We start from the raw sequence: 25,185 nt of genomic DNA on the forward strand, positions 1-25,185 counted from the left end.
GGGTCACATCGTGTACGGGGCCGTCGAGTTGTGCAGTTCCTCGAGAAAGTCGGAGGGTACCGCCGGCCAGTCGGGTCGCCAGTTGCCGGCCAGCTGATCGGCCCGGAGATCGGCGACGAGGGCGACGACGAACGGCCCGCCGTCGGGAAGGACCCGGAGGAGTCCCCGCGCCGCGCAGATCGAGGCGATGGAGGCGAGGACCGTCTTCGCCTCGTCTTCGCGGCCCGCGGCGGCGAGGCACGCCACCCGGAGGCGTTCGGCCAGCAGGTCGGCGCGGTTGCGGCCGGTGCCTGCCAGCCGGTCCGTCCATTCCTGCGCCCAGGTGCACGCGAGTTCGATGTTCGCGGGGGATCCGGTGGCGAGCAGTTGCCGGATGGCGGTGGCCTCCTCCACCTGCGCGACGATCTCGCCGATTCCCGACACGGGGCGTCGCCGGTCCTCGTATCGAACCGGTTCGGGGACGTGCAGGGTGGGGTGTGGGGCGATGCCGAGCCGGCGACGTTCGTTCTCGATGCGGGCCCGAAGCCGGGCGAGGGAATAGGTCTCGGCCACCTCCAGTCCTGCGTGCAGGCGTACCGTCGCCTCCTCGCGGTCGCCCCGCAGCGCCTTCACGTGGGCGCCGGTGACGTAGCGGGCGACCTTGAAATCGACCCCGCCGGTCTCGACGGCAAGGGTGTATCCGTCGTCGAGGAGCCGCTCGGCTTCTTCGACGTCCCCGCGTTCGTAGAGCACCTCACCGAGCAGCGATCCGGCGAGCCTCGCGGACGGCGCCCTCGGCCCGCCCAGCTTCCGGCCTGCCCGGCGGGCCCGCCGGAACCGGTCGACGGCGTCGTCGATGTCGAGCTGCTCGTAGGACGCGACGCCCAGATAGCTCTGGCCGTGAACGACGTTGTGCGGACCCTTGTTCCGTTCGTAGAAGGGTCGCGCGACTTCCTGGATCCGGCGCACCTCCGCGAAGTCGAAGCGGTACACCGCGGCGAACGTCGAGACGTTGAATGCGGCGCACACCACCCACGGGTGCAGTGACTCCGGCTGCGCGAGGACGTCGGCGACGAGGTCGTCGATGCGCTCGATCCGGTCTGCCCGGAGTTCGATCACGGCGCGGACCGCGCCGACCTCGGCGCGCAGGGCGGCGGCGTCGGCGGTTTCGGTGTGCTCGAGCGCCCACTCGGCCCGTTCGAGTGCCCGTTCGGCCGTCGACATCCGGTGCGCCATCGCGTGCGCCCACGCGGTGGTGATCTGCAGGCGCGCGCTCGCCGCGACGAGGCCGGGCGGGAGTGTGTCCATCACCGACGTCAACGTCGCCGATTGCGACTGCTCGAGCAGGAGCAATCCATCGGCCTCGACGAGCTGGACGGCGCGCTGCTCCTCCCCGCCGGCGAGGGCGTGGTCGACGGCCTCGCGAAGCAGACTGTGGTCGCAGAACCAGCGGGACGCGGCACGGTGCAGTTCCTGGACGCGGTCGGGTTGGTCGCGTTCGAGCCGGCGGCGCAGGAACTCCGCGAAGAGGGAGTGGTAGCGGAACCATGTCCGCTCGTCGTCGATGTGGCGCAGGAACAGGTCCCGGTCCTCGGCCGCCTCGAGCATCGCCTGCCCACGGGCAGTGTGGGCGAGGGTGCCGGCGAGACTGCCGCAGGTGCGTTCGGTGATCGAGGTGGCCAGGAGGAAGTCGAGCATCTCCGGTTCGAGGGTGTCGAGGACGTTCTCGGCGAGAAATTCGCCGATCGCGTGGTGGCGTCCGGACAATCCGGCGATCAGTTCCGACGGATCCGATCGTCCGCGCAGCGACAGGGACGCCAGTTGCAGTGCCGCCACCCAGCCGTCGGTCGAGTCGCGGAGCTCGGTGACGTCCTCGCTGTCGAGGGGCAGACCACCGAGGTCGACGAGGAACGACCGGGCTTCGGAATCGTCGAAACGCAGTTCCGAGTAGTCGATTTCGACGAGTTCGTCCTTGACGCGCATCCGGCTCATCGGCAAACCGGCCCTGGTTCGACTCGTCACCACGACCTGCAGGTGGTGGCACCCGTTGTCGAGGAGGAACTCGAGGGCGGCGATCGTCGCGGGTTCGGACACGCGCTGCCAGTCGTCGATGATCAGGGCGATCCGTTCGCCGCTCTCGTGGATCTGGTTGACGAGCGAGGTGAGCACGTAGCGTTCGGCCTCGTCGTCGTGTTCTTCGAGGACCTGGCCGAGTTCCTTGGCCAGGTTGGGTCGCACGCGGCGGATCGCCTCGATGAGGTGCGCGACGAACCAGACCACGTTGTCGTCGTCGCTGTCGACCGTGAGCCACGCGACTGCGACGCCCTCGTCGGCGAGGACGTTCCGCCACTGGGCGGCCAGGGTGCTCTTGCCGAATCCGGTGGGGCCGTGGATCACGGTCAGCAGCCGTCGGCGTCCGGCGCGCAGCAGGTCGATCAGCCGGTTCCGCTCCACGAGCTGCCGGGTGGCGGCGGGTGGCCGGAACCGGGTGGCCGGCGCGGGCGGCGGGGTCGACGCGTAGCGGGGGCGTCCCGTGGTGGAGGTCCGGAACGGACCGGAGACGGTCGAGACCGTGCCGGGCGAGGAATCCTCCATGTGGTGGACGCCGGCGTCGACGGGCATCGCCATCTCGTCGACGGCCAATCCGTGGTGGCGTTCGACCTCCCGCAGTTCGTCCCCGAACGCGGCGGCGGACGCGGGGCGATCCTCCGGCGTCCCGGCCATGGCCCGCTGGATCACGGCGCTGAGGTCGTCGGGGAAACCCTCGGTCCGCAGGTCCGGGACGGGCTGGGTGGTGATCCGCAGGAACTGCGCGATCACCTCCTCGCCGTTGTGCCGTTCGAAGGCCGCGTGCCCGGTGATCGCGCTGAACAGAGTCGCGCCGAGGCTGTACACGTCGGAGGCGGCGGTCGGCGTCCGCCCCGACAGCACCTCGGGGGCTGTGAACGCGGGAGACCCGGTGACTGTGCCCGCCGTCGTCTCGAACGCCCCCGACATCCGGGCGATGCCGAAATCGGTGAGCTGGGGTTCGCCGTATTCCGTCAGCAGGATGTTTCCCGGTTTGACGTCCCGGTGGAGGATGCCCACCCGGTGCGCGGTTTCGAGTGCACCGGCGAGTTTCACCCCGATTCGCACGGCGTCGCTCCAGGGGAGGGGGCCGCGCCGGCGGATCTGTATGTCCAGCGAATCGTGGGGGTGGTATTGCATCACGATGTACGGCCGGCCGGTGTCGGTGGTCCCGACCTGCATGATGTTGACGATGTGCGGGTGGCCGCTCAGCCGGCCCATGGCGCGTTGCTCTCGCAGGAACCGTTCGAGGTTCTCAGCATCGAGCGCCGCGGTAAGGACCTTGACCGCCACGGTTCGATCGAGTTCAGGTTGCGCACACCGATAGACCACCCCGAACCCACCGTGCCCGATCTCCCTGGCATCCTCGAGACCGACCGCGGACAGCTCGGTTGTGAGGGTTTTCGACACCGACTCACGCTGGGTGGCGAGCGGGTCAAAATCGGTCATTCCACCACCTCTTCGCTCGTCATCGAGCATATCGCGGTACCGGTGACGCCGAGGCCGGTCACAATCGAGCGATGGCACATGTTCGAAGAATCGTGGATCTGTCCCACACGATCAGGCCGGGGATGCAGGTGTATCCCGGCGATCCGGTGCCGACGCTGATCCGGCACTGCACTCTCGAGCGCGACGGCTACAACGTGCTGGATGTCAGGATCGGCTCGCAGTCCGGGACACACGTCGACGCCCCGGCGCATCTGAAGGCGGGGGCCGCGACCATCGACCGGCTGGCACCGGAACTGTTCGTCGGCCGCGCCGTCGTGTTCGATCTCCGTGAGCTCGTTGCGCGGCAGGCGATTACCCGCGAACTGATCATGTCGCGAGCAGGCGACGTCGGGCCGGGCGACATCGCCGTGTTCCATACCGGCTGGTCTCGGTACTACGGAACGGATGCCTACTACTCGCATCCCTTTCTCGACCCCGCGGCCTGCACGGTGCTGCTCGACCGGGGAGTGCGGACGTTCTGCCTCGACGCCCCGAGCATCGACGAGACACCGGACGGCGACCACGCCGGGGCCGGTTACCCGGTCCACCATCTGATCGCCGACGCCGGCGGAGTGATCGGCGAAAATCTGTGCCGGCTCGACCGGATCGACTTCCCCGACCCGCTCGTCAGCCTCCTCCCGATCACGCTGGAGGGCGGCGACGGGGCGCCCACCCGGGCCGTGGCGATGGAACTGGCCGGGTGACCCGTTCAGCCGCCGGCCACGGACTGCAGGATCTGCAGTTCCTGGCCGGGGGTCACCTCTGTGCCGACGCCGCCGAGCAACCGGACGTCCTCACCGTCCACGTACACGTTGACGTACCGCCGCAGGGCTCCGGTCTCGTCGCGAATCCGGCGACCGAGAATCGGGAACTCACCGGCGAGGACGTCGAGCACATGAGACACCGTCGAGGTGGCGCCGAGGGGCACGTGGACGGAACGCTCCCCGCCGACGATCGACGCCAGTGCCCGCGGAACGTGCACCGTCACGCCCCCGCTCACGACGCGCTCACCGCCGCCCGCACGCACAGGACGTCGGGCAGGTGCGCCGCGACCGTGGTGAACGACGCGCCCTCGTCGGCGCTCCCGTAGACCTCGCCGCCGCGCGTGCCGAAATACACGCCGACCGGGTCGGCGGTGTCGACGGCGGCGGCGTCGCGGAGCACCACGTTGTAGTCGTGTTCCGGCAGCCCGCTGTCGAGGCGGGTCCAACTGTTTCCGGCGTCCTCGCTGCGGTAGACGGCGAGCCGGCCGTCCGGTGGGATCCGTTCACGGTCCGCCTCGATCGGGACCACCCACACCGTTCCCTCGCGGCGGGGATGGGTGAGCATCACGAACCCGAAGTCGGACGGCAACCCGTCGGCGATCGACTTCCACGTGTCGCCGCTGTCGTCGGAGCGGTACACGCCGTGATGGTTCTGGGCGTACAGCCGGTTCGGGACGACGGCGTCGCGGGCGATCTTGTGGACGCACTGGCCGAATTCCGGATTCGGATCCGGCAGGAAGTGGGCCGCGATCCCGGTGTTGCGCGGCTCCCACGACGCACCGCCGTCGGTGGTCCGGTAGACGCCCCCGGTGCTCATGGCGACGTGCACCGTGTTCGCGTCCCGCGGGTGGGGTACCACGGAATGTGCTGCGGCGCCGCCGTATCCGGCTCCCCACTCCGGCCGGTGCGGATGGTCCCACAGCCCGCGCTCGAGGTCGAAGTGCTCCCCGCCGTCGACGGACCGCCACACCGAGATGGGTTCGCAACCGGCCCACACGACGCCGGGACGGTCGTCCGTGTCGGGTCGGAGCTGCCACACCCGCTCGAGTGCGGCGCCGTCACCGTCGCCGAAGCGGATGGCGCCGTGGTCCGGTTCGGTCCAGGTTGCCCCCAGATCGTCGGAATGGGCGACGGTCGGACCCCAGTGTTCGGACCGGACCCCGACCAGAATGCGGGTGCGGCCACCGCGGGTGTCGATCCCGATACTCGGAATCTCGTTCATCAGGAAGTGCGGGCCCGACAGCGACCAGGCCGCGCGGTCGCGGCTGGTGGCCAGCCACAGGCCCTTCTTCGTTCCGATCGCGAGCAGGACGGCGTCGGCTGCGCTCATGAATCCATCGGACCACTCGGCCCGGTGAATGGCAACGGTGGAACGGGAACCGTCAGCGGGCCGGACCGTGCCCGATCCGCGACCGCAGATGGCTCAGCGCCCGGTGCTGGGCGACCCGGACGGCGCCCGGAGTGGTGTCCAGGACCCGTGCGGTCTGCTCGGCCGTCATACCGACGATGATCCGCATGAAGAGGATCTGCTGGTGCCGGACCGGAAGGGTGTCCACGAGCTCGCCCATCTCGCCGCGGAGTTCGCGGCGCAGGACATGGTGTTCGGGGCCGTCCTCGACGTCGACGACGTGATGTGCGGCGGCGGAGCGTGCGGTCGGCGTGGACAAGCGAGTGGCGCGGCGCCGGGCGTCGGAGACCTTGTGCGCCGCGATGCCGAAGATGAACGACAGCAGCGACTTTCCCCGATTCTCGTACGTCCGGAGGGCGGTCATCAAGGCGAGGCACACGTCCTGGGTGACGTCGTCTGCAGTGGCGTGCGGGTGATCCACCGACTCGAGCCGGGTGGTGCAGTAGCGGTGCACGAGCGGGTGCGCGATCCGGAGAACCTCTTCGACGGCGTCTTCGTCGCCCGTCGTTGCGTACGGCGCGAGTCGTTCCAATTCGGCTCTGACGTCCAATTCGATCATGGTGTTCTCCCTGTTCCTGCGGCTGTATCAAGCCTCGGGGGAACGCGCGATCGTCGATAGGCACCGAAGGGTGCCTAACCACCCACCCCTGGCCAGGACTTCATAGCGGGATCTAGGACACGCGCTAGATGAGCGCAGATTCGGCAACAGAGATTGTTACCTTCGTGGCCATGGACCCTGTCCGTAACCCCTATGCGCCCGGTGCGGGGCAACGCCCGCCCGAGCTCGCGGGACGAACCAGGCAGCTCGACGCGTTCGATGTGGTGCTCGAGCGGATCGCGCGCGGTCGCCCCGAACGCAGTGTGATGCTGACGGGTCTGCGCGGGGTCGGAAAGACGGTGCTGCTGAACCACCTGCGGTCGGCCGCCATCTCTCGACGGTGGGGAACGGGAAAGATCGAGGCCCGCCCGGACCAGGATCTGCGGAGGCCGCTGTCGTCGGCGTTGCACATGGCGGTTCGTGAGATCGCGGGCTCGCATCGCGACCCGGACCGGGTGGAGGAGTTCCTCGGCGTCCTGAAGTCGTTCGCCCTGCGTGCGACCGCCGACAAGGGCATGCGGGAGCGGTGGCAGCCGGGTATCGACGCCCCCGCGGTGAAGGGTCGCGCGGATTCCGGGGACATCGAGATCGACCTGGTGGAATTGCTGCTCGACGCGTCCTCCCTGGCCCGCGACGTCGGGGTGGGGATCGCGCTGTTCATCGACGAGATGCAGGACCTGGGCGCCGCGGACGTCTCGGCGGTGTGCGGGGCCTGTCACGAGCTCAGCCAGGACGCGGCGCCACTGATCGTGGTCGGAGCCGGACTGCCGCACCTGCCCGCGGTGCTGTCGGCGTCCAAGAGTTATTCGGAGCGGCTGTTCAGCTATCACCGCATCGACCGTCTCGACCGGGCGTCCGCGGATCGGGCGTTGATCGCGCCTGCCGAGCGGGAAGACGTGAAGTTCACCGACGAGGCACTCGACGCGTTGTATGCCGCGGCCGACGGCTATCCCTATTTCGTCCAGGCCTACGGCAAGACGACGTGGGACGTGGCGGCGGCGAGCCCCATCACCGAGGAGGACGTGCGAGTGGCCGCGCCGACCGCGGAGGAGGAACTGGCGGTCGGGTTCTTCGGGTCGCGGTACGAGCGGGCGACGCCGGCCGAGCGGGAGTACATGCGGGCGATGGCCGACCTCTCCGGGGACGACGGTCCGGTCGCGACGGCGGCGATCGCCTCGGAGTTGGGGCGCAAACCCGCGTCGCTGTCTCCCGCCCGGGACGGGTTGATCAAGAAGGGCCTGATCTATTCGGCCGAGCGTGGATCGATCGGTTTCACCGTGCCGCACTTCGGTCGATATCTGCGTGCGCAGAACGACTAGCAGAATCTAGCTCTCTCTACGGATTTCACTAGAGAGTCGAAGATTGTCCTGTCGAGTCCCGGATATGTGTCTCGGGCGCTGGCACTCGCCGTGGCTCCGGCGCATCCTGGAGTGACGACGAAGGGATCAGCGATGTCGGACACTGTCGCCCGCAAGGTCATCGGTGCACACCTCCTCGACGGCCGGATGGAACCGGGAGAGGAGATCTCGATCCGGATCGACCAGACCCTCACCCAGGACGCCACCGGAACGCTGGTGATGCAGGAACTCGAGGCGCTCCACCTCGATCGCATCAAGACCGAGTTGAGCGCGCAGTACGTCGACCACAATCTGCTGCAGGCCGACGAGAAGAACGCCGAGGACCACGAGTTCCTCCGCACCGCCGCCCTGCGGTACGGGCTGTGGTTCTCGAAGCCGGGCAACGGGGTCTCGCATCCCACCCACATGCAGCGGTTCGGTGTTCCCGGCAAGACCATGGTCGGTTCCGACTCGCACACCCCGGCGGCCGGATCGCTGGGCATGCTCGCGATCGGCGTCGGTGGGCTCGAGGTCGCCATGGCGATCGCGGGCCAGCCCTTGCACCTGCGCATGCCTCAGATCTGGGGTGTGGAGGTGACCGGCAGGCTCCCCGACTGGAGTTCGGCGAAAGACGTCATCCTCGAGATGCTCCGCCGCCACGGGGTCAAGGGTGGGCTCAACAGGATCATCGAATACCACGGTGAGGGGCTCGCGACGTTGACGGCGATGGATCGTCACGTCATCGCGAACATGGGCGCCGAACTGGGCGCCACGACGTCCATCTTTCCCGCCGACGAGGCGGTCCGCGACTTCCTGCGTTCCGAGGGCAGGGAAGACGACTTCGTGGAACTGCTCGCCGATGCAGGCGCGGAGTACGACGTACACGAACACCTCGACCTGTCGACGATCGTGCCGCTGATCGCGAAACCGTCTTCGCCGGGAAACGTGGTGCCCGTCCGGGAGGTCGCCGGTGAGGACGTCAGCCAGGTGGTGATCGGGTCGTCCGCCAATCCCGGACTGCGCGACTTCGCGATCGCTGCGGCCATGGTGTCGGGGAGGCAGACAGACCCGAGCGTGAGCTTCGACGTCAATCCGAGTTCGCGGGAGATCCTGGCCGACCTGACCAAGATGGGCGCCACGCTCGAACTCGTCGTGGCAGGCGCGCGAATTCACCAATCCGGGTGCATGGGCTGTATCGGCATGGGCCAGGCGCCGGCGACCGGCCGGAATTCTCTCCGGACGATGCCCCGCAATTTCCCAGGGCGTTCGGGCACCCGCGAGGATTCCGTGTGGCTGTGTTCACCCGAGACAGCGGCCGCGTCGGCTCTTACCGGGGTGATCACCGACCCGCGGGACTGGGCGGAGAAAGAGGGGATGCCGTACCCGGAGATCACGCTTCCGGACGAGGCCACGGTCAACACGGCCATGCTGGTGGCTCCGCTGCCCGAGGACGAGGCGCGGCACGTCGAACTCGTGAAGGGACCCAACATCTCGTCTCTGCCCGAGTTTCCGCCCCTGCCCGAGCGCATCGAGGCTCCTGTACTCCTGAAGGTCGGTGACAACATCTCCACCGACGAGATCTCTCCGGCCGGGGCGCGGGCCCTGCCGTTCCGCTCCAACATTCCCAAGCTGTCCCGGTTCACGTTCACACAGGTCGACGAGACCTATCCGGCGCGCGCGGAGGAGACGGCGAAGAGCACCGGGCATTTCATCGTAGGCGGCGACAACTACGGGCAGGGGTCCTCGCGCGAGCATGCCGCGATCACCCCGCGCTACCTCGGGTTGCACGCGGTGATCGCCACCTCGTTCGCTCGTATCCACTGGCAGAACCTCGCCAACTTCGGTGTGCTCGCGCTCGAATTCGAGAACCCGGACGATTACGACACGATCCGGCAGGGCGACGTGCTGGTCCTCGACGGAGTGCGGGAGGCCGTTCGTTCCGGCCCTCGTCTGACCCTGTTCGACTCGACCCGTGACGTGGAGATCCCGGTGCGTCATCGGCTGTCCCCACGTCAGGTCGACGACGTGCTCGCGGGCGGATTGATTCCCCAGCTGGCACGCAGGGAGTGATCAGCCGGTCGCCGTACACTCGGCGCCGATGAATGGAATTCACTCGCTGTGGGAGCGCATGAGCGCGGTCAGCCCCGCGCCGGCACCCTGGATCGTTCAGCTCACGGCGGTGGTGGCGGTGATACTCGTCCTCGAACCGCACGCGTGGCGACTCACCCGCAATGTGGTCACCATCGTGCACGAGGGCGCGCATCTGGTGGTCGCCCTGCTGTTCGGTCGAACCCTGAAGGGGGTGCGGCTGCACTCGGACACGTCCGGTGTGGCGATCTCGTCCGGTAAACCGACGGGGCTCGGTGTGGTCCTCATGACGTTCGCCGGCTACGTCGGCCCCGCCGTGCTCGGGCTCGGCGCGGCCTGGGTGCTGGGCACCCAGCACGCGGTCGCGGTGCTGTGGATCGGTGTCGTGGCTCTCGCCGCCATGCTGATCCTCGTCCGGAACCTGTACGGGTTGTTCTCCCTCACCGTGGTCGGGGCGCTGCTGTTCGGACTCGTCTGGTTCGGGACGCAGGACCAGCAGGTGGGCGCGGCCTATCTGATCACGCTGTTCATGCTCGTCGCCGCCCCGCGACCGGTCCTCGAACTACAGCGTCACCGCGCCCGCGGCGCGGCCCCGGAGTCGGACGCCGATCAGCTGGCACGGCTCACCCGCATTCCCGGCATCGTCTGGGTGGGTCTGTTCCTACTCGTGACGGTGAGCTGCCTCGCGCTGGGTGGCTGGTGGATTCTCCGCCCCGTCGGGGGCTGAGGCGCCGCCGAGGTGCTCGGCCAGGATCGGTCCGATGACGGCGAGCGCCGCCGGATCGGTCATCTGCGCGTGCGGGTGGTCGACGGTGTGGGCGATCACGTCGCCGGCGATCCACGGCCGCCACGTCGCACTCGCGGCGACCGGCTGGGATGCGTCCTCCGATGCGCCGAAGAACAGCAGGTTGCCGTCGAAGCGTTCCGGCACGAAATCGGCGGCGGAGTCGATGACGTCGACGTAGTCCTCGTACAACCGGGTCAGGTGCTCCGGTCCGAGCTGCTCCTCCACGTCACCGCCGAATTCCCGCAGTAGCTCCGGAAGTGTCGGTGCCGGGGTGTCCCGCTCGGCCGACGCATAGCTGTCGATCATCGTGAGCAGCCCGACCTCCTCGCCGAGCGACCGCAACTCGACGGCCATCGCGTGCGCGATCACGCCACCCACCGAGTACCCGAGGAGGTGGTACGGCCCCCGCGGCTGCACTCGCCGGATCTCCTCGACGTATCGGTGGGCGCGCTGCGAGATGGTGGTGAACCGTTCGCCGGGCACGGTCACGGCGGGGGACTGGACACCGTAGACGGGCCGGTCGGCGCCGAGGTGCGCACTCAATCCCGAATAGCACCAGGACAGTCCGATGGCCGGATGGATGCAGAACAGCGGCTCCCTGCTGCCGTCCGGGTGCAGCGGAAGCAGCACCCCGAGCGCGGTCGAGGCATCGGTGGCGGCGGCGAAACTCGACGAGACCCGACCGGCGATGCCCTCCGCGGTCGCGTCGGTGAAGAACCATTCGAGCCGCACCTCGACGTTCGTCGTGGCATGCAGCCGTGACGCCGCCCGGGTCGCGGACAGGGAGTTGCCGCCCAGCTCGAAGAAGTTGTCGTCCAGCCCCACCAGACCGGCGCCGAGAACGTCCGCGAACACCGCGGTGACCAGCTTCTCGGTGCGGGTGGTCGGTGGACGGAACCGCTGCGCCCGGGGCACACCGGGATCGGGGAGCGCCCGTCGGTCCAGCTTGCCGTGGAGTGTCGACGGCAACGACTCCAGCACCACGATCTGGTTGGGCACCATGTACCGGGGAAGGCGCTGCGCCAGTTCCGCCGACACTGCGCGGGTGTCCACGACCGTGCCCGGGCGGGGCACGACGTAGCCGACGAGCCGGACGCCGGTGTTCGGGGATTCGTACACGGCCGCCGCGGATTGCGCGACGGCGTGGTGGCGTCGCAGCGCAGCCTCGATCTCCTGCAGTTCGACGCGTTGACCCCGAATCTTCACCTGTAGATCGCGTCGGCCGAGGTACTCGATCGTGCCGTCCCTGCGCCGGCGCACCACGTCGCCCGTCCGGTACATCCGAGTGCCGGGCGGTCCCCACGGTGCGGCGGGGAACCGGTGGGCCGTCACCCCCGGTTGCCCGAGATAGCCGCGGGCGAGCTGGGCCCCGGCGAGATAGAGCTCGCCCGGCACGCCGACGGGCACCGGATGCAACCGCGAATCCAGCACCAGCACACCGATCCCGTTCTGCGGCACACCGATCGGGACGGTCGCGTCGACGGTGCCGACCACGGCGCGCGTCACGGCCACCGCTGTCTCGGTGGGGCCGTATTCGTTGTACAGCACCGCCTCCGGGCATCGAGCGTGGAAATTGTGCGCGGTGCCCGGCGGTAGGGTCTCCCCGCCACACGACACCTGCCGCAGTGACGTGAGATCCGCATCGGGAATCGCCAGGATCTCGGCCAGCATCAGCGGAAGGAAGTATCCCGCGGTCACCCGGTGCCGACCGATCAGATCGGCGAGATGCCGGGGGTCGCGGTGGCCGTCCGGTCGAGCGATCACCAGGCGAGCACCCGCGATCAAGGGCCACCAGAACTCGCGAACCGAGGCGTCGAACGTGTACTGCAACTTGAGCATCACCGTGTCGTCGGAGCCGAGCGGGTCGGCGTCCTGCCGCCAGCGCAGGAAGCTCACGACGGCCGCATGGGTCACGACCACCCCCTTGGGGGTCCCGGTCGATCCCGACGTGTGGATCACGTACGCCGGGTTCCGGTCCCGCAGTGGCGCGATCCGGTCACGGTGGGAGATCGGCGAGGCATCTTCTTCGGCGAGGTCCAGTCGGTCGACGACGAAGAGCCGCGTCTCCGACGGCAGGACGTCCGAGATGTCGAATCGATCCCGCTCGGTGGTGAGGACGACACGCGCGCCCGAGGACCGAATGACCTCGGCATTGCGCTGGGCAGGGTGATCGGGGTCGATCGGGACGTACGCCGCGCCCGTCTTCGCGACGGCATACATCCCGACGAGGAGTTCGACGGAGCGGCGAATCGCCATTCCCACCATGGACTCCGGGCCGACATCGGAGGCGATCAGGTGGCGCGCCAGCCTGTTGACCGCCTCGTCGAGTTCGCGGTAGGTGAGTTCATGTTCCCCGGAGACGACGGCGGTCGCGTCGGGCGTGGCCGCGACCTGCCGGTCGAAGAGATCGACGAGCGTCTCACCGGAGGAGGGCACCGCGGCGGGAACATCCGGGTGCGGATCGAGGAGGGCGAGGTCGCCGACGGCCAGATCCGGTTGTGCGACAGATTCGCTCAACGTCCGGACGAAGCGTTCGCCGATCTCCACGACGGTGTGATGGTCGAACAGATCGGTGGCGTAGGTGAACACGGCCGTCCGCCGGGTGCGTTCCGTCGACGGATCCGGATCGGCGGCCACCGTGAGTTGCAGGTCGAATCGCGCCGACCGGGTCGGGGGAGACATCTCCGACACCCGCAGTCCGGGCAGGGTGAGCGGGGTGTGGTCGAGGTTCTGAAACGCCAGGGCCACCTGGAACAGCGGATTGCGTGCACGCGACCGGGCGGGATCGAGCACCTCGACCACGGTTTCGAACGGAACGGTGGAGTGCGCGAACGCGTCCAGGTCGTCCTCCCGGACCCGGCCGAGGAGTTCCGCGAAGCTTTCCGCGGGTATCACCTCGGTGCGGAGAACGAGGTTGTTGACGAACATCCCGACCAGTTCGTCGAGGGCCTGGTCCCCGCGCCCGGCGACGGGAGTGCCGATCACGATGTCGGTGGATCCGCCGAGTTTCCCGAGCAGCACCGCGAACACCGCGTGCACCACCATGAACGGGGTGACGGCATGGGTCGAAGCGGTGTGCACGATGTCGCGATACAGCTCGTCGTCGAGCGCGAATTCGACTGTGCCGCCGCGGTGCGACGCCACCGCGGGATGTGGCCGGTCCGTCGGAAGAGGCAGTTGTTCCGGCGCCCCCGACAGCGTGTCCGACCAGTACGACAGTTCCCGCGCAGCGACGGACCGGGGATCGTCGCGGTCGCCCAGTACCTCGTGCTGCCACAGGGTGTAGTCCGTGTACTGGACGGGCAGTTCGGCCCACGGCGGTGCCGCACCGGAGATTCGTGCCTCGTAGGCGGTCATCAGATCGCGGACGAGCAACGGCACCGAGTAACCGTCCGCGCTGATGTGATGGACCATGACGGCGAGGACCCACTCGTCGGGGGCCGGCGAGAACAGCCGGGCGCGGATCGGCGGTTCGGCGCCCAGCGTGAAACCCCGCGACACGAACGCCGCGACCCGTGCGGCCACGTCGCCGCGAGGGACGATCACCGGGGTGAGGGAGGGGGCGGCCCGCGACACCGGGACCACCTGCTGGTAGGCGACGCCGTCACTGTCGGGGTAGAGCGTGTGCAGCGGTTCGTGACGACCCACCACGTCGGCCACTGCGGCACCGAGGGCGGCGACGTCCAGCGACCCGGTGAGCCGCAACGCCATCGGGATGTTGTACTCGGGGGAGCCCGGGGCCAGCCGGGAGAGGAACCACAGTCGTTGCTGCGCCGGCGACAGCGGTATCCGCGGCGGACGTGGGCGCACGGTCAGGGCGGGGTGCGCCGCGCCGTCGGTCGGTTCGGTGACGGCCGCCGCGAGCGCGGAGACGGTGGGGGTGTCGAACACCACGCGCACGGGCACCGTCGTCTGCAGTGCGGCGCCGATCCGGGATGCGGCACGCGTGGCGGACAGGGACGTACCACCGAGGGCGAAGAAGTTCTCGTCGCGTCCGACGAGGTCGAGTCCGAGTACCTCGGCGAACACCGTCGCCACCACCCGTTCGGCGGGCGTGTGCGGTGCCTCGAAGGCCGTGGCCGGCGGTGTGGGGTCGGGCAGCGCCGCACGATCCAGTTTCCCGCTCCCGGTGAGCGGCACGGTATCCACCACGACCACGGTCGCGGGCACCAGTGCGGCGGGGAGCCGCGCTGCCAGGTAGCGGATCAGCTGCTCGGGATCGACTGTCTCGCTGGGTGCCGGGAGCACGTACGACACGAGCGCGTCGACGCCGTCCCGCAGTTCACGTACATCCGTGGCCGCGAACCGGACGCTCGGATGGGTGCGAAGGGTCGCGTCGATCTCGCCGAGTTCGATTCGGACACCGCGCAGTTCGATTTGCGTGTCGTTGCGGTACAGGTACTCGATCGACCCGTCGCGGTGCCACCGCCCCACATCACCCGTCCGGTACATCCGCTCCCCGGAGGAGTCGAACGGGCAGGCGACGAAGCGTGCGGCGGTCAGCGTAGGCCTGCGATGGTAGCCGCGGGCGACGCCCGGCCCGCAGATGTATAGTTCGCCGGCCACTCCCGTCGGCACCGGGTGCAGGCGCGAATCCAGCAGGAGGACCGCGGCGCCGCGAACCGGACGTCCGATGGTGACCGGGCCGCCGGCCGCCGACGGATCGCTGATGGTCGTCATCACCGTCGTCTCGGTGGGGCCGTAGCCGTTGAACAGCGAGAGTTGCTTCTGTGCCGCCCAGACTGTCACGAGTTCCGGCGGGCACGGTTCGCCTCCCACCACGACAGCCCGGAGGTCGTGCAGGGCACGCGGGTCGACCGTCGCCAGCACCGTCGGTGTCGTGAACACGTGACTGACCCGCTCGGCGACCAGCAGGTCCGCGAGCTGGTCGTCGCCGTAGACGGTCGGTGGTGCGACCACCATGCAGGCGCCCGCACCGACGGCGAGCAGTATCTCCAGGACGGCGCCGTCGAAGCTGGGCGACGACGCGTGCAGGGTGCGCGACGACGCCGTCACCGAATAGCGCTCACGCTGCTCGGCCGTGAAGTCGGCGAGCCCACGGTGGGTCACCACGACTCCCTTGGGGTTTCCCGTCGAACCGGACGTGTAGATCACGTACGCCGGGTGGCGGACATCCAGCGGCTCGGAACGTTCGGCATCGGTGATCGGGGCCGAAGGCAGGCCGCGACTTTCGGTTCGGAAGGCGGGGTCGTCGAGCAGCAGCCAGTCCGTGGCGTCCGGCAGGGCCTCACGGTCCGCGACGGTTGTCAGGCCGAGGGCGGCACCGGAATCGTTCACCAGATACTCGACCCGCTGTGCGGGGTAGTGCGGGTCGACGGGGACGAAGGCGGCGCCGGTCTTCGCGACGGCCCACACCGACACGACGGACAGCAGCGACCGCGGCAGACCGAGTGCCACGAGCGTGTTGGGTCCCACCCCGCGCCGCATCAGTGCGCGCGCAAGCCGATTCGACTCGGCGTCGAGTTCCCGGTAGGTCATCGACCGGCCGCCGGCCGTCAACGCCGGACCCTCCGGATTATTGTCGGCGGCCGCAGCCATCAGGTCGGGCAGCGTCCGCTGCGGAAGCGACGGTGCACCGGCGTGCTGGGCCTCCTTCTCCTCGCGGTCGAGGAGGTCGATGTCACCGACCACGACGGACGGATGCGCGAGCGCGGCGCGGAGCACCCGCCGGAATCGATCCGCGAACCCCGACACCGTGCTGTCGTCGAACAGATCGGTGGCGTAGGTGAAGACGCACGCGAGCGGTCCGGCGCCGTCGTCGTCGAACGATTCGCTGACCGTCAGCTGGAGGTCGAACTTGGCGGTGTTCGTGTCGATCTCGACGATCTGGGCGGAGACCTCCGGCAGGTCGACCGCGACCGGCGCCGTGTTGTGGTAGGCGAATGCCAGCTGGAACAGCGGATTGCGGCTGCGCGACCGAGCGGGCGCGACCGCCTCGACGACCTCCTCGAACGGGACGTCCGCGTGGGAGAACGCGTCGAGGTCGACGCCGCGCACCCGGTCGAGCACGTCGCCGAAGGTGCTGCTGCACGGAACGTCGGTCCGGAGTACCAGTGTGTTGACGAACATTCCGACGAGGTCGTCGAGCGCGCGGGGCCCGCGTCCTGCGATGGGCGTGCCGACGACGATGTCCGAGGTGCCGCTCAGCCTGGCCGCGAGGACGGCGAGCGCCGCGTGGAGCACCATGAACGGGGTGGCGGCGTGGGCGCGCGCGAGTGCACGAATCCGCCGATGCGTCTCGGCGTCGAGAGTGAATTCGACGTCGGCGCCGCGGTGCGTCGCGATGGCGGGACGCGCCCGGTCGAACGGCAGAGGTAGCAGCTCGGGCATCCCGGACAGGGTCTGCGTCCACAACGGCAGGCTCCGCGGTCCGTCCTGCAGTTCACGCTGCCAGAGGGCGTAGTCGGCGTACCGGACGGGGAGAGGCGTCCACGCCGGATACTCACCGTGGGCCCGCGCGCGGTACGCCGCCATCACGTCGCGGGCCAGCGGTCCCAGCGAGAACCCGTCGGCGCTGATGTGATGGACGACGAGGGTCAGCACCCACTCGCTGTCGCTCACCGCGACGAGTTCGGTGCGAACCGGTGGTTCGGTGGTGAGGTCGAATCCCGCCGACACGAGGTCGCGCACCCGGGCGGTAGCGTCGGTCGTCTTCCGCACTACACACGGCGGCACGGCGGAGGCGGCCAGAACGTGCTGGCAGGGGATGCCGTCGTGCTCGGGGTACACGGTGCGGAGCGGTTCGTGACGTTCGATCACGTCACCCACCGCCGCGCACAGTGCCGACTCGTCGAGCGTGCCGGTGAGGCGGAGCACGACGGGAATGGTGTCGGTGGCCGAGCGACCGTCGAGACGGTTCAGAAACCACAGTCGTTGCTGCGCGAGGGCGAGCGGAACGTGGGCTGCCGGGGCCCGGGGGATCAGCGGCGCGCGCTCGGTCTCGTGCGCCCGTTCCGCGAGGTGTTCGGACAGTCCCGCAACCGTCGGGTGCTCGAACAACTCCCGGAGCTCGAGGGAGGTCCCCAGGGCCGCCCCGACGCGGGCGGCGACCTGCGCCGCGGTCAACGAGTTTCCGCCGGCAGCAAAGAAGTTGACGTTACGTCCCACCTGCCCGGCGCCGATCACCTCGGCGAACACGAACGCGACCACGTCCTCGACGGGGGTGGCGGGGGGATCGGAGACGGATCCCGCGGATGCCGGGTCCGGTAGGGCCGCGCGATCCAGCTTTCCGCTGGTCGTGACGGGCAGTGCGGGCAGCGCAACGAACATCGAGGGAATCATGTAGGCCGGGAGCAGGCCCGCGAGGCGTTCGGCGATCCGCGTGTCGTCCAGGTGTTCACCCTCCGCGGCAACGACATAGGCGATCAGCCGATCTCCGGCGTCCGGGTGTCGCTGCACGGCGACCGCGGCGTGTTTCACCGCCGGATCGGATGTCAACGCGGCTTCGATCTCTCCGGGTTCGATGCGCTGGCCACGGAGCTTGATCTGGAAGTCGGTGCGCCCGAGGTATTCGAGCCGGCCGGTCTCGTTCCACCGGACCGCGTCTCCGGTGCGGTACATCCGTCCGCCCGTGCCGCCGTAGGGATCGGCGACGAAGCGTTCGGCCGTCAAGTCGGGACGTCCGGCGTAGCCGCGCGCCACGTACGCACCGGCGAGGTACAACTCGCCCCTCGTCCCGACCGGCACCGGTCGCAGTCGACTGTCGAGTACATACGTACGTATGTTGTGGACAGGGCGGCCCAGAGCGACGACCCGACCGAAGTCGTTGCCGTCGACCGACTCCGAGGTTGCCACCGCCACCTCACACGGGCCGTACCAGTTGAACAGCGCAGCGGCACTGTGCTCCGTGAACCGCGCTGCTGTCGCGGCTGACAGTGCCTCCCCTGCCGAGAACACGCGGCGCAGCGTGGACGGCGTCCGGCGCCCGCACTGCTCCACGAAGGCGTCGAGCATCGACGGCACGACATGGAGAGTCGTGATCGACTCCTGCTCGACGATCCGCGCCAGATAGCGCGGATCGCGGTGACCGCCGGGTTCGGCGATCACCACCCGCGCGCCGGTCTGCAGGGGCCACAACAGTTCCCACGCGGAGATGTCGAACGTGAGCGGAGTCTTGTGCAGCACCGCATCGGAACCGTCGAGCGGCGTCAGCGTCTGCGCCCAGCGGAACTGGTTCACCATCATCGCGTGAGTCACCGTGACGCCCTTCGGCCGACCGGTCGAGCCGGACGTGAAGATGACGTACGCGGCGTTCGCCGGGCGCAGCGGCGAGTGTCGCGCGGAATCCGTCACCGGCGCAGAGTCGTACCCGGACACGTCGAGCAGATCGAGATCCACCACGGTCACTCCGTCCGGAGCCGTGCGATTCCCGGCACCGGCCGTGAGCAGCAGTGCGGGTGCGGCGGAGTCGACGACGAGCGCCGTGTGCGCGAACGGGTGCTCTGGGTCGACGGGAAGGTAGGCGCCGCCGGCCTTCAGCACCGCGTACAGTGCGACGAGTAGCTGAATCGAACGGGGAATCGACACGCCGACCACGGTTTCCGGTCCGACGCCCTTCGCCACGAGATACCGCGCGAGTCGATTCACCCGCACGTCGAACTCGGCGTACGTCAACCGATCTGCACCGAAGACCACCGCCACGGCAGCGGGCGAGCCAGCCACCTGCGCGTCGAACAGGTCGACCAGGGTGTCCGGCGGCACCGGCACGTCCGTCGCGTTCCAGGTGCGCAGAACCGTGTCCTTCTCCACCTCGCCGAGAAGGTCGAACGTGCCGATTGCCAGGTGGGGGTCCCTGCCGATGTGCTCGAGTGCGCGGCCCACCCTCGCCAGCAGGGCAACCCCGTCGTACCGGTGTGACCGGCACTGCGCCGTCAGCCGCAGGGTCCCGGTCACCGTCGCCGCGAGTGTCACTGCATAGTGCGAGGAATCGTGTGCGCGCACTGCGTCCAGCGTGACGCCGTCCACGGGTTCCGACTGCCCGCTCCGGTCGATGGGGTACGACTCGAACGCGACCAGCGTGTCGAAGAGCGGAGCCACACCGACCGCCCTCTGGATGTCCGCAAGCCCCAGGTAGTGGTGCTCGAGGAGCCCGACGTGGCCGGCCTGCAGGCGGGCGAGCAGGGTGGCGGCATCGACGTCGGGGTCGAGCGGGATGCGCACGGGAACGGTGTTGACGAACAACCCCACCGCGTTCTCCACGCCGGTGAGTTCCGGGGGTCTACCGGAGACGGTCGCGCCGATCACGACTTCTTCCCGGCCCGTCGCCTGCCCGAGAACGATTCCCCACGCGGCCTGGACAACTGTGCTCAACGTGACCCCGAGTTCTGTCGCACGTGCCGTCAGCGCCCGGGTGTCCTCCTCACTCAACTCCAGCACGGCCTCCGACGTGGCGACGGTGCGCTCGGTGGGTGCGGCGGCAGCGATGCCGTCGAGCGCCGAGGCCCACGCCCGCATCGAAACTTCGGTGTCCCGGGTCGCGAGCCACTCGAGGAATCCGCGGTACGGGCTCGCATCCGGCGGCTCGGTGCGGATCTCGCCGTGCCGGTACGCGCTGAAGACTTCGCGCATCAGCAACGGCATGGACCAGCCGTCGAGCACGATGTGGTGGCTGGTGATCGCCAGTTCGGCGCGGTTCGGGCCTCGCGACAGCAGGGTGAACCGAATCAGCGGTGGGGCAGACAGGTCGAAGCGGGTGGTGCGGTCCTCGACGAGGATCTTCTCGGGGTCATCCGTGAGGTCGATCTGCCGCCAGCGCAACGGCACCTCGTGGAGCACGAGTTGCGCGGGGACGCCGCGGCCGTCGCGCACGAAGGCGGTGCGCAGATTCGCGTGCCCCGCGACGACGGCGGCGCACGCGTTTCGGAGTCGCTCGGGGTCGAGGTGCCCGGACAGGGTCAGGATCACCTGCAGCGCATACGGATCGGCGTCGGAGCCGGTGAGCGCCGCGTGGAACGACAGCCCCGACTGCAACGGCGTCAGCGGCCACACGTCGAGCAGTCCGGGATACTCGCGTTCCCAGGCGTCGATGTCGGCCCGGTCGACCGCGACGAGCGGCAGATCGGAGGGGGTCAGCCCACTGCCGTGCGGAGAACGCGCCACCGCGGCGAGGGCGGTGAGCGCCTGCACCCACAGGTCGGCCAGCTGCTGAATCTCCTCGGCTGGAATCGCACCCGCCGGGAACGCGAAGGTGGTGTCGAGGACGCCGTCGGTCGTGGACGCGGTGATGTCGATCAGCGCGGTGACCTGCATCGACGGCTCGGCCGACGAGAACACGGCGGTGCCGTCCCGCACCGGCCGCCAGTCCCGTTCGGTGTCCGCGGTGTCGAGCCGGCCGAGGTAGTTGAACGCGATCTGGCCCTCGGGCCGCTCACGCAACTGCCGCGCCGTGGCGTCCCCGAAGTACCGCAGCAGCCCGTAGCCGATGCCCTTGTCGGGAACGGCGCGCAGTTGTTCCTTCACCGCCTTGATCGCGACGCTCGCGGAAGGGCCGCCGGCGAAGGCCTCGTCCAGGTCGACGCCCGTGATGTCGAGGCGGATCGGAAAGATGCTGGTGAACCACCCCACGGTCCGGGAGACGTCTGCCCCGGGCAGTACGGATTCCTCACGGCCGTGGCCCTCGAGCCTGATCAAAGGCACGGTCGGCGGCCGCCGCCGATTGCGCTGCCACTGCGCCAGCGCGAGGGCGAGTGCGGTGAGCAGTGCGTCGTTGACGTCGCAGTGGAAGGCGGCCGGGAGGTCGGTGAGCAACGAGCGCGTTGCAGACACTTCCGTGTGAATCCGCTCGACGGTCGCATTGACGTCGCGCGCCGCGTCGAGTGGTCGCGTCCCGAGCGGCGGCTTCTCGCCACCGGTCACGTCTCGCCAGAAGGTCAGCTCCGACGTCCTGCCGGGTCGCTGCGCCTCGTCGGCCAGTCCGTGCGACCACCGGCGCAGGGAGGTGCCGATCGCGGGCAGGTCGGGCGGCGCTCCCGCCTCCCTGTGTGCCCACGCGGCGGTGAGGTCGCCGATCAGGATTCGCCACGAGACGCCGTCGATCACCAGGTGGTGGGCGACGAGCAGGAGCCGCCCCCGACTGTCCGGTCCGCTGTCGAGCCAGACGCACTGCATCATCACGCCCGCAGCCGGATTCAACCGTCGGGTCGCGGCGTCGTGCTCGTCCCGGGTGCGTTGCGCCGGATCGGAGTGTTCGGGTAGCGGGACCCGGCGGATCGTGCCTTCCGGCACCGGTGCGCCGACCGGGCTCGCGGTGAGAAACACGGTCCCGTCCGATTGGCGAATCAGCCGCGTCCGCAGCGCGTCGTGCCGGTCGACTACGGCGCCGATCACCCCGCGCAGTCGCTCGGCGTCGATTCCGCGTGGCAATTCCACCACCACGGCCTGTGCGTAGCGGTCGATGTCGCGGACCCTGTCGAGAAGGAATCGGGCCGCCGGGGTGAGCGGCATGTCGCCGATCCCGCCGCCGGGAAGCTCCTCGAGGGTGGGCCGGTCGAGCGCGGCGCGGTCGGCGATCACACCGAGACGGGAGACCGTCCGCTGCTCGAACACATCGCGCGGACTGAACGTGATTCCCGCACTCCGTGCCCGGGACGCCAATTGGATGGCCATGATGCTGTCGCCGCCGAGTGCGAAGAACGAGTCGTCCACACCGAAATCGGAGGTCCCGAGGATGTCGGCGTAGATGCCGTGGAGCGTCCGTTCACGCGCAGTGGCCGGGGCGGTCCGGGTAGCCGATCGGGGACCGCTCGCGGGCAGAGCGCTGCGGTCCACCTTGCCCGACGGGGTCAGCGGGATGTTGCGCAGCGCGACGACGGCGGCCGGCACGACCTGCGGGGGCAGTTCGGCGGTGAGGTAGGAAAGCAGTTCCTGCTCGGTCACGTCGTCGGCGCCCACCACGTACGACATGAGCTGATCACCGGCGGCCTGCGAGCGAATCACGGTGACGGCGAAGCGAACCGACGGATGGCGGCGCAGGGCCGCGTCGACCTCGCCGGGTTCGACGCGCAGACCGCGGAGATTCACCTGTTCGTCGCTGCGGCCGAGGTACTCGAGTTCGTGGTCGCGGGTCCACCGGACGGTGTCGCCGGTACGGTACACGCGGGTGCCCGGCGGCCCGTACGGATCGGCGACGAACCGTTCCGACGTCTGCCGCGCCTTGCGGTGGTACCCGCGGGCCAGAGCCGTCCCCGCGACGTACAACTCGCCGACCACACCGACCGGGACCGGGCGGAGCCGGTGGTCGAGGACCACCGCTCGCGTCCCGCGGATCGGCCGGCCGATGGTGACCGGACCGGCCGCGGGGAGGGGATCGCTGACGGTCGCCATCACGGTGGTCTCCGCCGGGCCGTACGCGTCGACGACCGTGCATCGGGTGGCCCACCGGGACAACAGTTCCGGTGGGCACGCTTCACCGGCAACGGCCAGTGTGCGCAGGCCTCCGACTTCGCCGGGGTCCATCGACGCCAGGACCGACGGTGTGATCACCGCGTGGGTGATGCGTTCGGTGGTCATCAGTTGCGCGAGTGGTGATCCACCGTAGACCGTGGGTGGGGCGACGACGAGAGTGGCGGCGGAGCCGAAGGCCATCAGCATCTCGAAGATCGACGCGTCGAAGCTCGGCGACGCGACGTGCAGAACCCGCGCGGCGGCGTCGAGGTCGAGGTGCGTGCGCTGAGCGGCCACGAGGTTGGCGATCCCGCGGTGGGTGACCGCCACCCCTTTGGGGACGCCGGTCGATCCCGACGTGTAGATGAGGTAGGCGACGTCGTCGAGTCGTGTTGCCGGTGTGCGTGACTCGGGTGCGGCGGTACCGACCGCGTCTTCGAGCAGGAGCCATTCGGTCGTCGCCGGCACGGTGTCGGCGTACTCCGCGCAGGTCAACCCGACTGTCGCCCGCGCGTCGTCGAGCATGTGCCGCACCCGCGCGACCGGGTAGTTCGGATCCACCGGCAGGAAGGCGGCCCCCGTCTTCGCGACGGCCCAGACCGCGCACACGTAGTCGGGGGACCGTGGCAGAGCCACCGCGACGATGTCGCCGGACCCGACGCCGAACCGTGCCAGCATCGCAGCGATCCGGTCCGATCGCCCGTCGAGTTCGCGGTAGCTGATCGTGTGGCCCGCGCTGACGACGGCGGTCGCGTCCGGATCCTGTGCGGCGGAAGCGCGGAACACGTCGGCGAGCGTGACGGGCGCGATGTCGGGAGGTCCGGTGAAGGGGACCAGCGCAGTCGTTTCGTCCTCCGTGAGGACCGGGAGTTCGCCGACCGGGAGGGACGCATCGGCGTCGAGGAAATGCCGGAAGAACCGCAGGAACCTCGTGTGGTGTCTCTCCACGTCCTCCTGCGAATACATACGCGGATTCGCCTTGAAGTCGAGGTGCACTTGTCCTCGGGGCCCATACCGGCAGAGGTTGACGAGGAGGTCCTCGATCGGACCCGAAGACAGCACATGCAAGTGGCCCGTCAGCGAGCCGAGTTCGATCTCCTCGGGGAACAGCATGATGTTGACGGCGGGGCCGAACAGTCGGGGCTCGGACGGCGCGCCCCCGTGGTCTGCGCGGATGTCCTCGTGCCGGTAACGCTGATGCCGCAACGCGCCGGACATCGCGAGGCGCGTGCGGGACACCAGATCGCCGACCGTCGCCGTCCCCGCAGACGCGATGCGCAGCGGCACCACATTCGACACCATGCCACCGGACCGGAGCAGGGCCGCCGTCGTGCGGGCCGACACCGGCAGGCTGAGCGTGACATCGTCCTCGCCGCTCATCCTCGCCACATACCCGGCGACCGCACCGACGGTGAGCGTCGCGGGATTGACTCCGTGCGCCGCCGCGCACTTCTCGAGCCGATCGACAGTCTCGGTGGTCAACGTTCCGCCCACATCCCGGGAACCGGCGGTCGCCGGAGCGGAGCCGCGCGCCAGGGAACTCGCATGCGTGACGCCGCGCATCGTCTCGGACCAGTAGTCCCGGTCGGCCACCCAGCGTGCGGAGTCGCGGTAGCCGATCTCGAGTTCGTGAATGCGGCGAACACCGAGGGCCCTGCTCGGGGGCAGCGGCAGGCCACGCACCGCGGCGGAGTAGAGCGCGGCGATCCGATAGACCATCGTGACGGAGCCGTAACCGTCCAAGGCGATGTGGTGGGCGCGTGAATACCAGAAATAGTGGTTCTCCCCGACGTGGAGAAGAAACGAGACCGTCAGGCGGTCACGCCGGATGTCGATCGGCGCGACGGTCTCGGTGCGCATCCACACGTGCGCCGACGCCGCGGGATCCGGCGCGTCCCGGAAATCGACGTAGCCCACAGTGGCACCCACGCTCGAATCCACCCATTGCACAGGTTCCCCGTCGGTCTCGGAGATCTTCAGGAAGAACGATTCGAACTCGGCCGCCGCCCGCACACACGCCGAGGTCAGGGCGTCACGGTTCAGCTCACCGCGGATGTCGACATACTGGGCAACGGACACGGGAACCGCGGGGTCGACGTGCTGCGCGAGCCACATCCCCCTCTGCGCGGGTGACAGCGGGAAGGCGTGCGCAGACGAGTCTCCGGAACCAACCGAGGTCGGTGAACTCATCGCTGACTTCTCTCACGCATCCGTCCCCGCACGACGCTGCTAGCCGAGGTACCTCCACTCAGGAGTCTGCCCCAGAT

The 25,185-nt window shown here is 69.2% G+C and carries 9 protein-coding genes; 4 read left to right on the top strand and 5 right to left on the bottom strand.

Translation table 11 applies throughout. From position 1 onward, the window contains the following. Positions 1 to 3: 3 nt before the first annotated feature. Positions 4 to 3,495, bottom strand: a complete 3,492-nt coding sequence (locus RJ1_RS04905) for a serine/threonine-protein kinase (protein ID WP_073358848.1) — start codon at positions 3,493 to 3,495, stop codon at positions 4 to 6. Between the two features lie 71 nt (positions 3,496 to 3,566). Here RJ1_RS04905 and RJ1_RS04910 point away from each other — a divergent pair, with 71 nt between their 5' ends. Beyond that, complete coding sequence (locus RJ1_RS04910; RefSeq protein WP_073358849.1) at positions 3,567 to 4,238, top strand: cyclase family protein; 672 nt, start codon at positions 3,567 to 3,569, stop codon at positions 4,236 to 4,238. A 5-nt stretch (positions 4,239 to 4,243) separates the two neighbouring features. Here the strand turns inward: RJ1_RS04910 and RJ1_RS04915 are convergent, their stop codons facing one another. Genes RJ1_RS04915 through RJ1_RS04925 form a run of 3 tightly spaced genes read right to left on the bottom strand, consistent with a single transcriptional unit; the run spans position 4,244 to position 6,265 of the window. Beyond that, on the bottom strand, positions 4,244 to 4,534 hold the full coding sequence (locus RJ1_RS04915; protein ID WP_073358905.1) for a MoaD/ThiS family protein: 291 nt from the start codon (positions 4,532 to 4,534) through the stop codon (positions 4,244 to 4,246). Further along, positions 4,531 to 5,628 carry a WD40/YVTN/BNR-like repeat-containing protein gene (locus RJ1_RS04920; RefSeq protein ID WP_073358850.1) on the bottom strand — a complete coding sequence of 366 codons (1,098 nt, stop codon included), beginning with the start codon at positions 5,626 to 5,628 and terminating at the stop codon, positions 4,531 to 4,533. The genes RJ1_RS04915 and RJ1_RS04920 overlap by 4 nt, the downstream gene beginning before the upstream one ends. 52 nt (positions 5,629 to 5,680) lie before the next feature. Continuing rightward, positions 5,681 to 6,265: a sigma-70 family RNA polymerase sigma factor gene (locus tag RJ1_RS04925; RefSeq protein ID WP_073358851.1), complete on the bottom strand. Its 585-nt coding sequence runs from the start codon at positions 6,263 to 6,265 to the stop codon at positions 5,681 to 5,683. 170 nt (positions 6,266 to 6,435) lie between these two features. Between RJ1_RS04925 and RJ1_RS04930 the strand changes: the two genes are divergently transcribed. From RJ1_RS04930 to RJ1_RS04940, 3 genes are all read left to right on the top strand, one after another. Further along, positions 6,436 to 7,623 carry a DUF8462 domain-containing protein gene (locus RJ1_RS04930; RefSeq protein WP_073358852.1) on the top strand — a complete coding sequence of 396 codons (1,188 nt, stop codon included), beginning with the start codon at positions 6,436 to 6,438 and terminating at the stop codon, positions 7,621 to 7,623. Between the two features lie 132 nt (positions 7,624 to 7,755). Beyond that, positions 7,756 to 9,711 carry an aconitate hydratase gene (locus tag RJ1_RS04935; RefSeq protein ID WP_073358853.1) on the top strand — a complete coding sequence of 652 codons (1,956 nt, stop codon included), beginning with the start codon at positions 7,756 to 7,758 and terminating at the stop codon, positions 9,709 to 9,711. Between the two features lie 28 nt (positions 9,712 to 9,739). Next, positions 9,740 to 10,456, top strand: coding sequence for a M50 family metallopeptidase (locus RJ1_RS04940; protein WP_073358854.1), 717 nt, complete (start codon positions 9,740 to 9,742; stop codon positions 10,454 to 10,456). Here the strand turns inward: RJ1_RS04940 and RJ1_RS04945 are convergent. Next, complete coding sequence (locus RJ1_RS04945; RefSeq protein WP_073358855.1) at positions 10,391 to 25,108, bottom strand: non-ribosomal peptide synthetase; 14,718 nt, start codon at positions 25,106 to 25,108, stop codon at positions 10,391 to 10,393. The genes RJ1_RS04940 and RJ1_RS04945 overlap by 66 nt on opposite strands. Positions 25,109 to 25,185 lie beyond the last annotated feature (77 nt).

The sequence above is a fragment of the Rhodococcus jostii NBRC 16295 genome, from assembly GCF_001894825.1.
GTDB classification, from domain to species: domain Bacteria; phylum Actinomycetota; class Actinomycetes; order Mycobacteriales; family Mycobacteriaceae; genus Rhodococcus_F; species Rhodococcus_F jostii.

Bases quoted from the DNA above. Each gene is read 5' to 3' on its own strand.
- RJ1_RS04905 (WP_073358848.1), bottom strand. From the start codon at position 3,495: ATGACCGATTTTGACCCGCTCGCCACCCAGCGTGAGTCGGTGTCGAAA.
- RJ1_RS04910 (WP_073358849.1), top strand. From the start codon at position 3,567: ATGGCACATGTTCGAAGAATCGTGGATCTGTCCCACACGATCAGGCCG.
- RJ1_RS04920 (WP_073358850.1), bottom strand. From the start codon at position 5,628: ATGAGCGCAGCCGACGCCGTCCTGCTCGCGATCGGAACGAAGAAGGGC.
- RJ1_RS04925 (WP_073358851.1), bottom strand. From the start codon at position 6,265: ATGATCGAATTGGACGTCAGAGCCGAATTGGAACGACTCGCGCCGTAC.
- RJ1_RS04930 (WP_073358852.1), top strand. From the start codon at position 6,436: ATGGACCCTGTCCGTAACCCCTATGCGCCCGGTGCGGGGCAACGCCCG.
- RJ1_RS04935 (WP_073358853.1), top strand. From the start codon at position 7,756: ATGTCGGACACTGTCGCCCGCAAGGTCATCGGTGCACACCTCCTCGAC.
- RJ1_RS04940 (WP_073358854.1), top strand. From the start codon at position 9,740: ATGAATGGAATTCACTCGCTGTGGGAGCGCATGAGCGCGGTCAGCCCC.
- RJ1_RS04945 (WP_073358855.1), bottom strand. From the start codon at position 25,108: ATGAGTTCACCGACCTCGGTTGGTTCCGGAGACTCGTCTGCGCACGCC.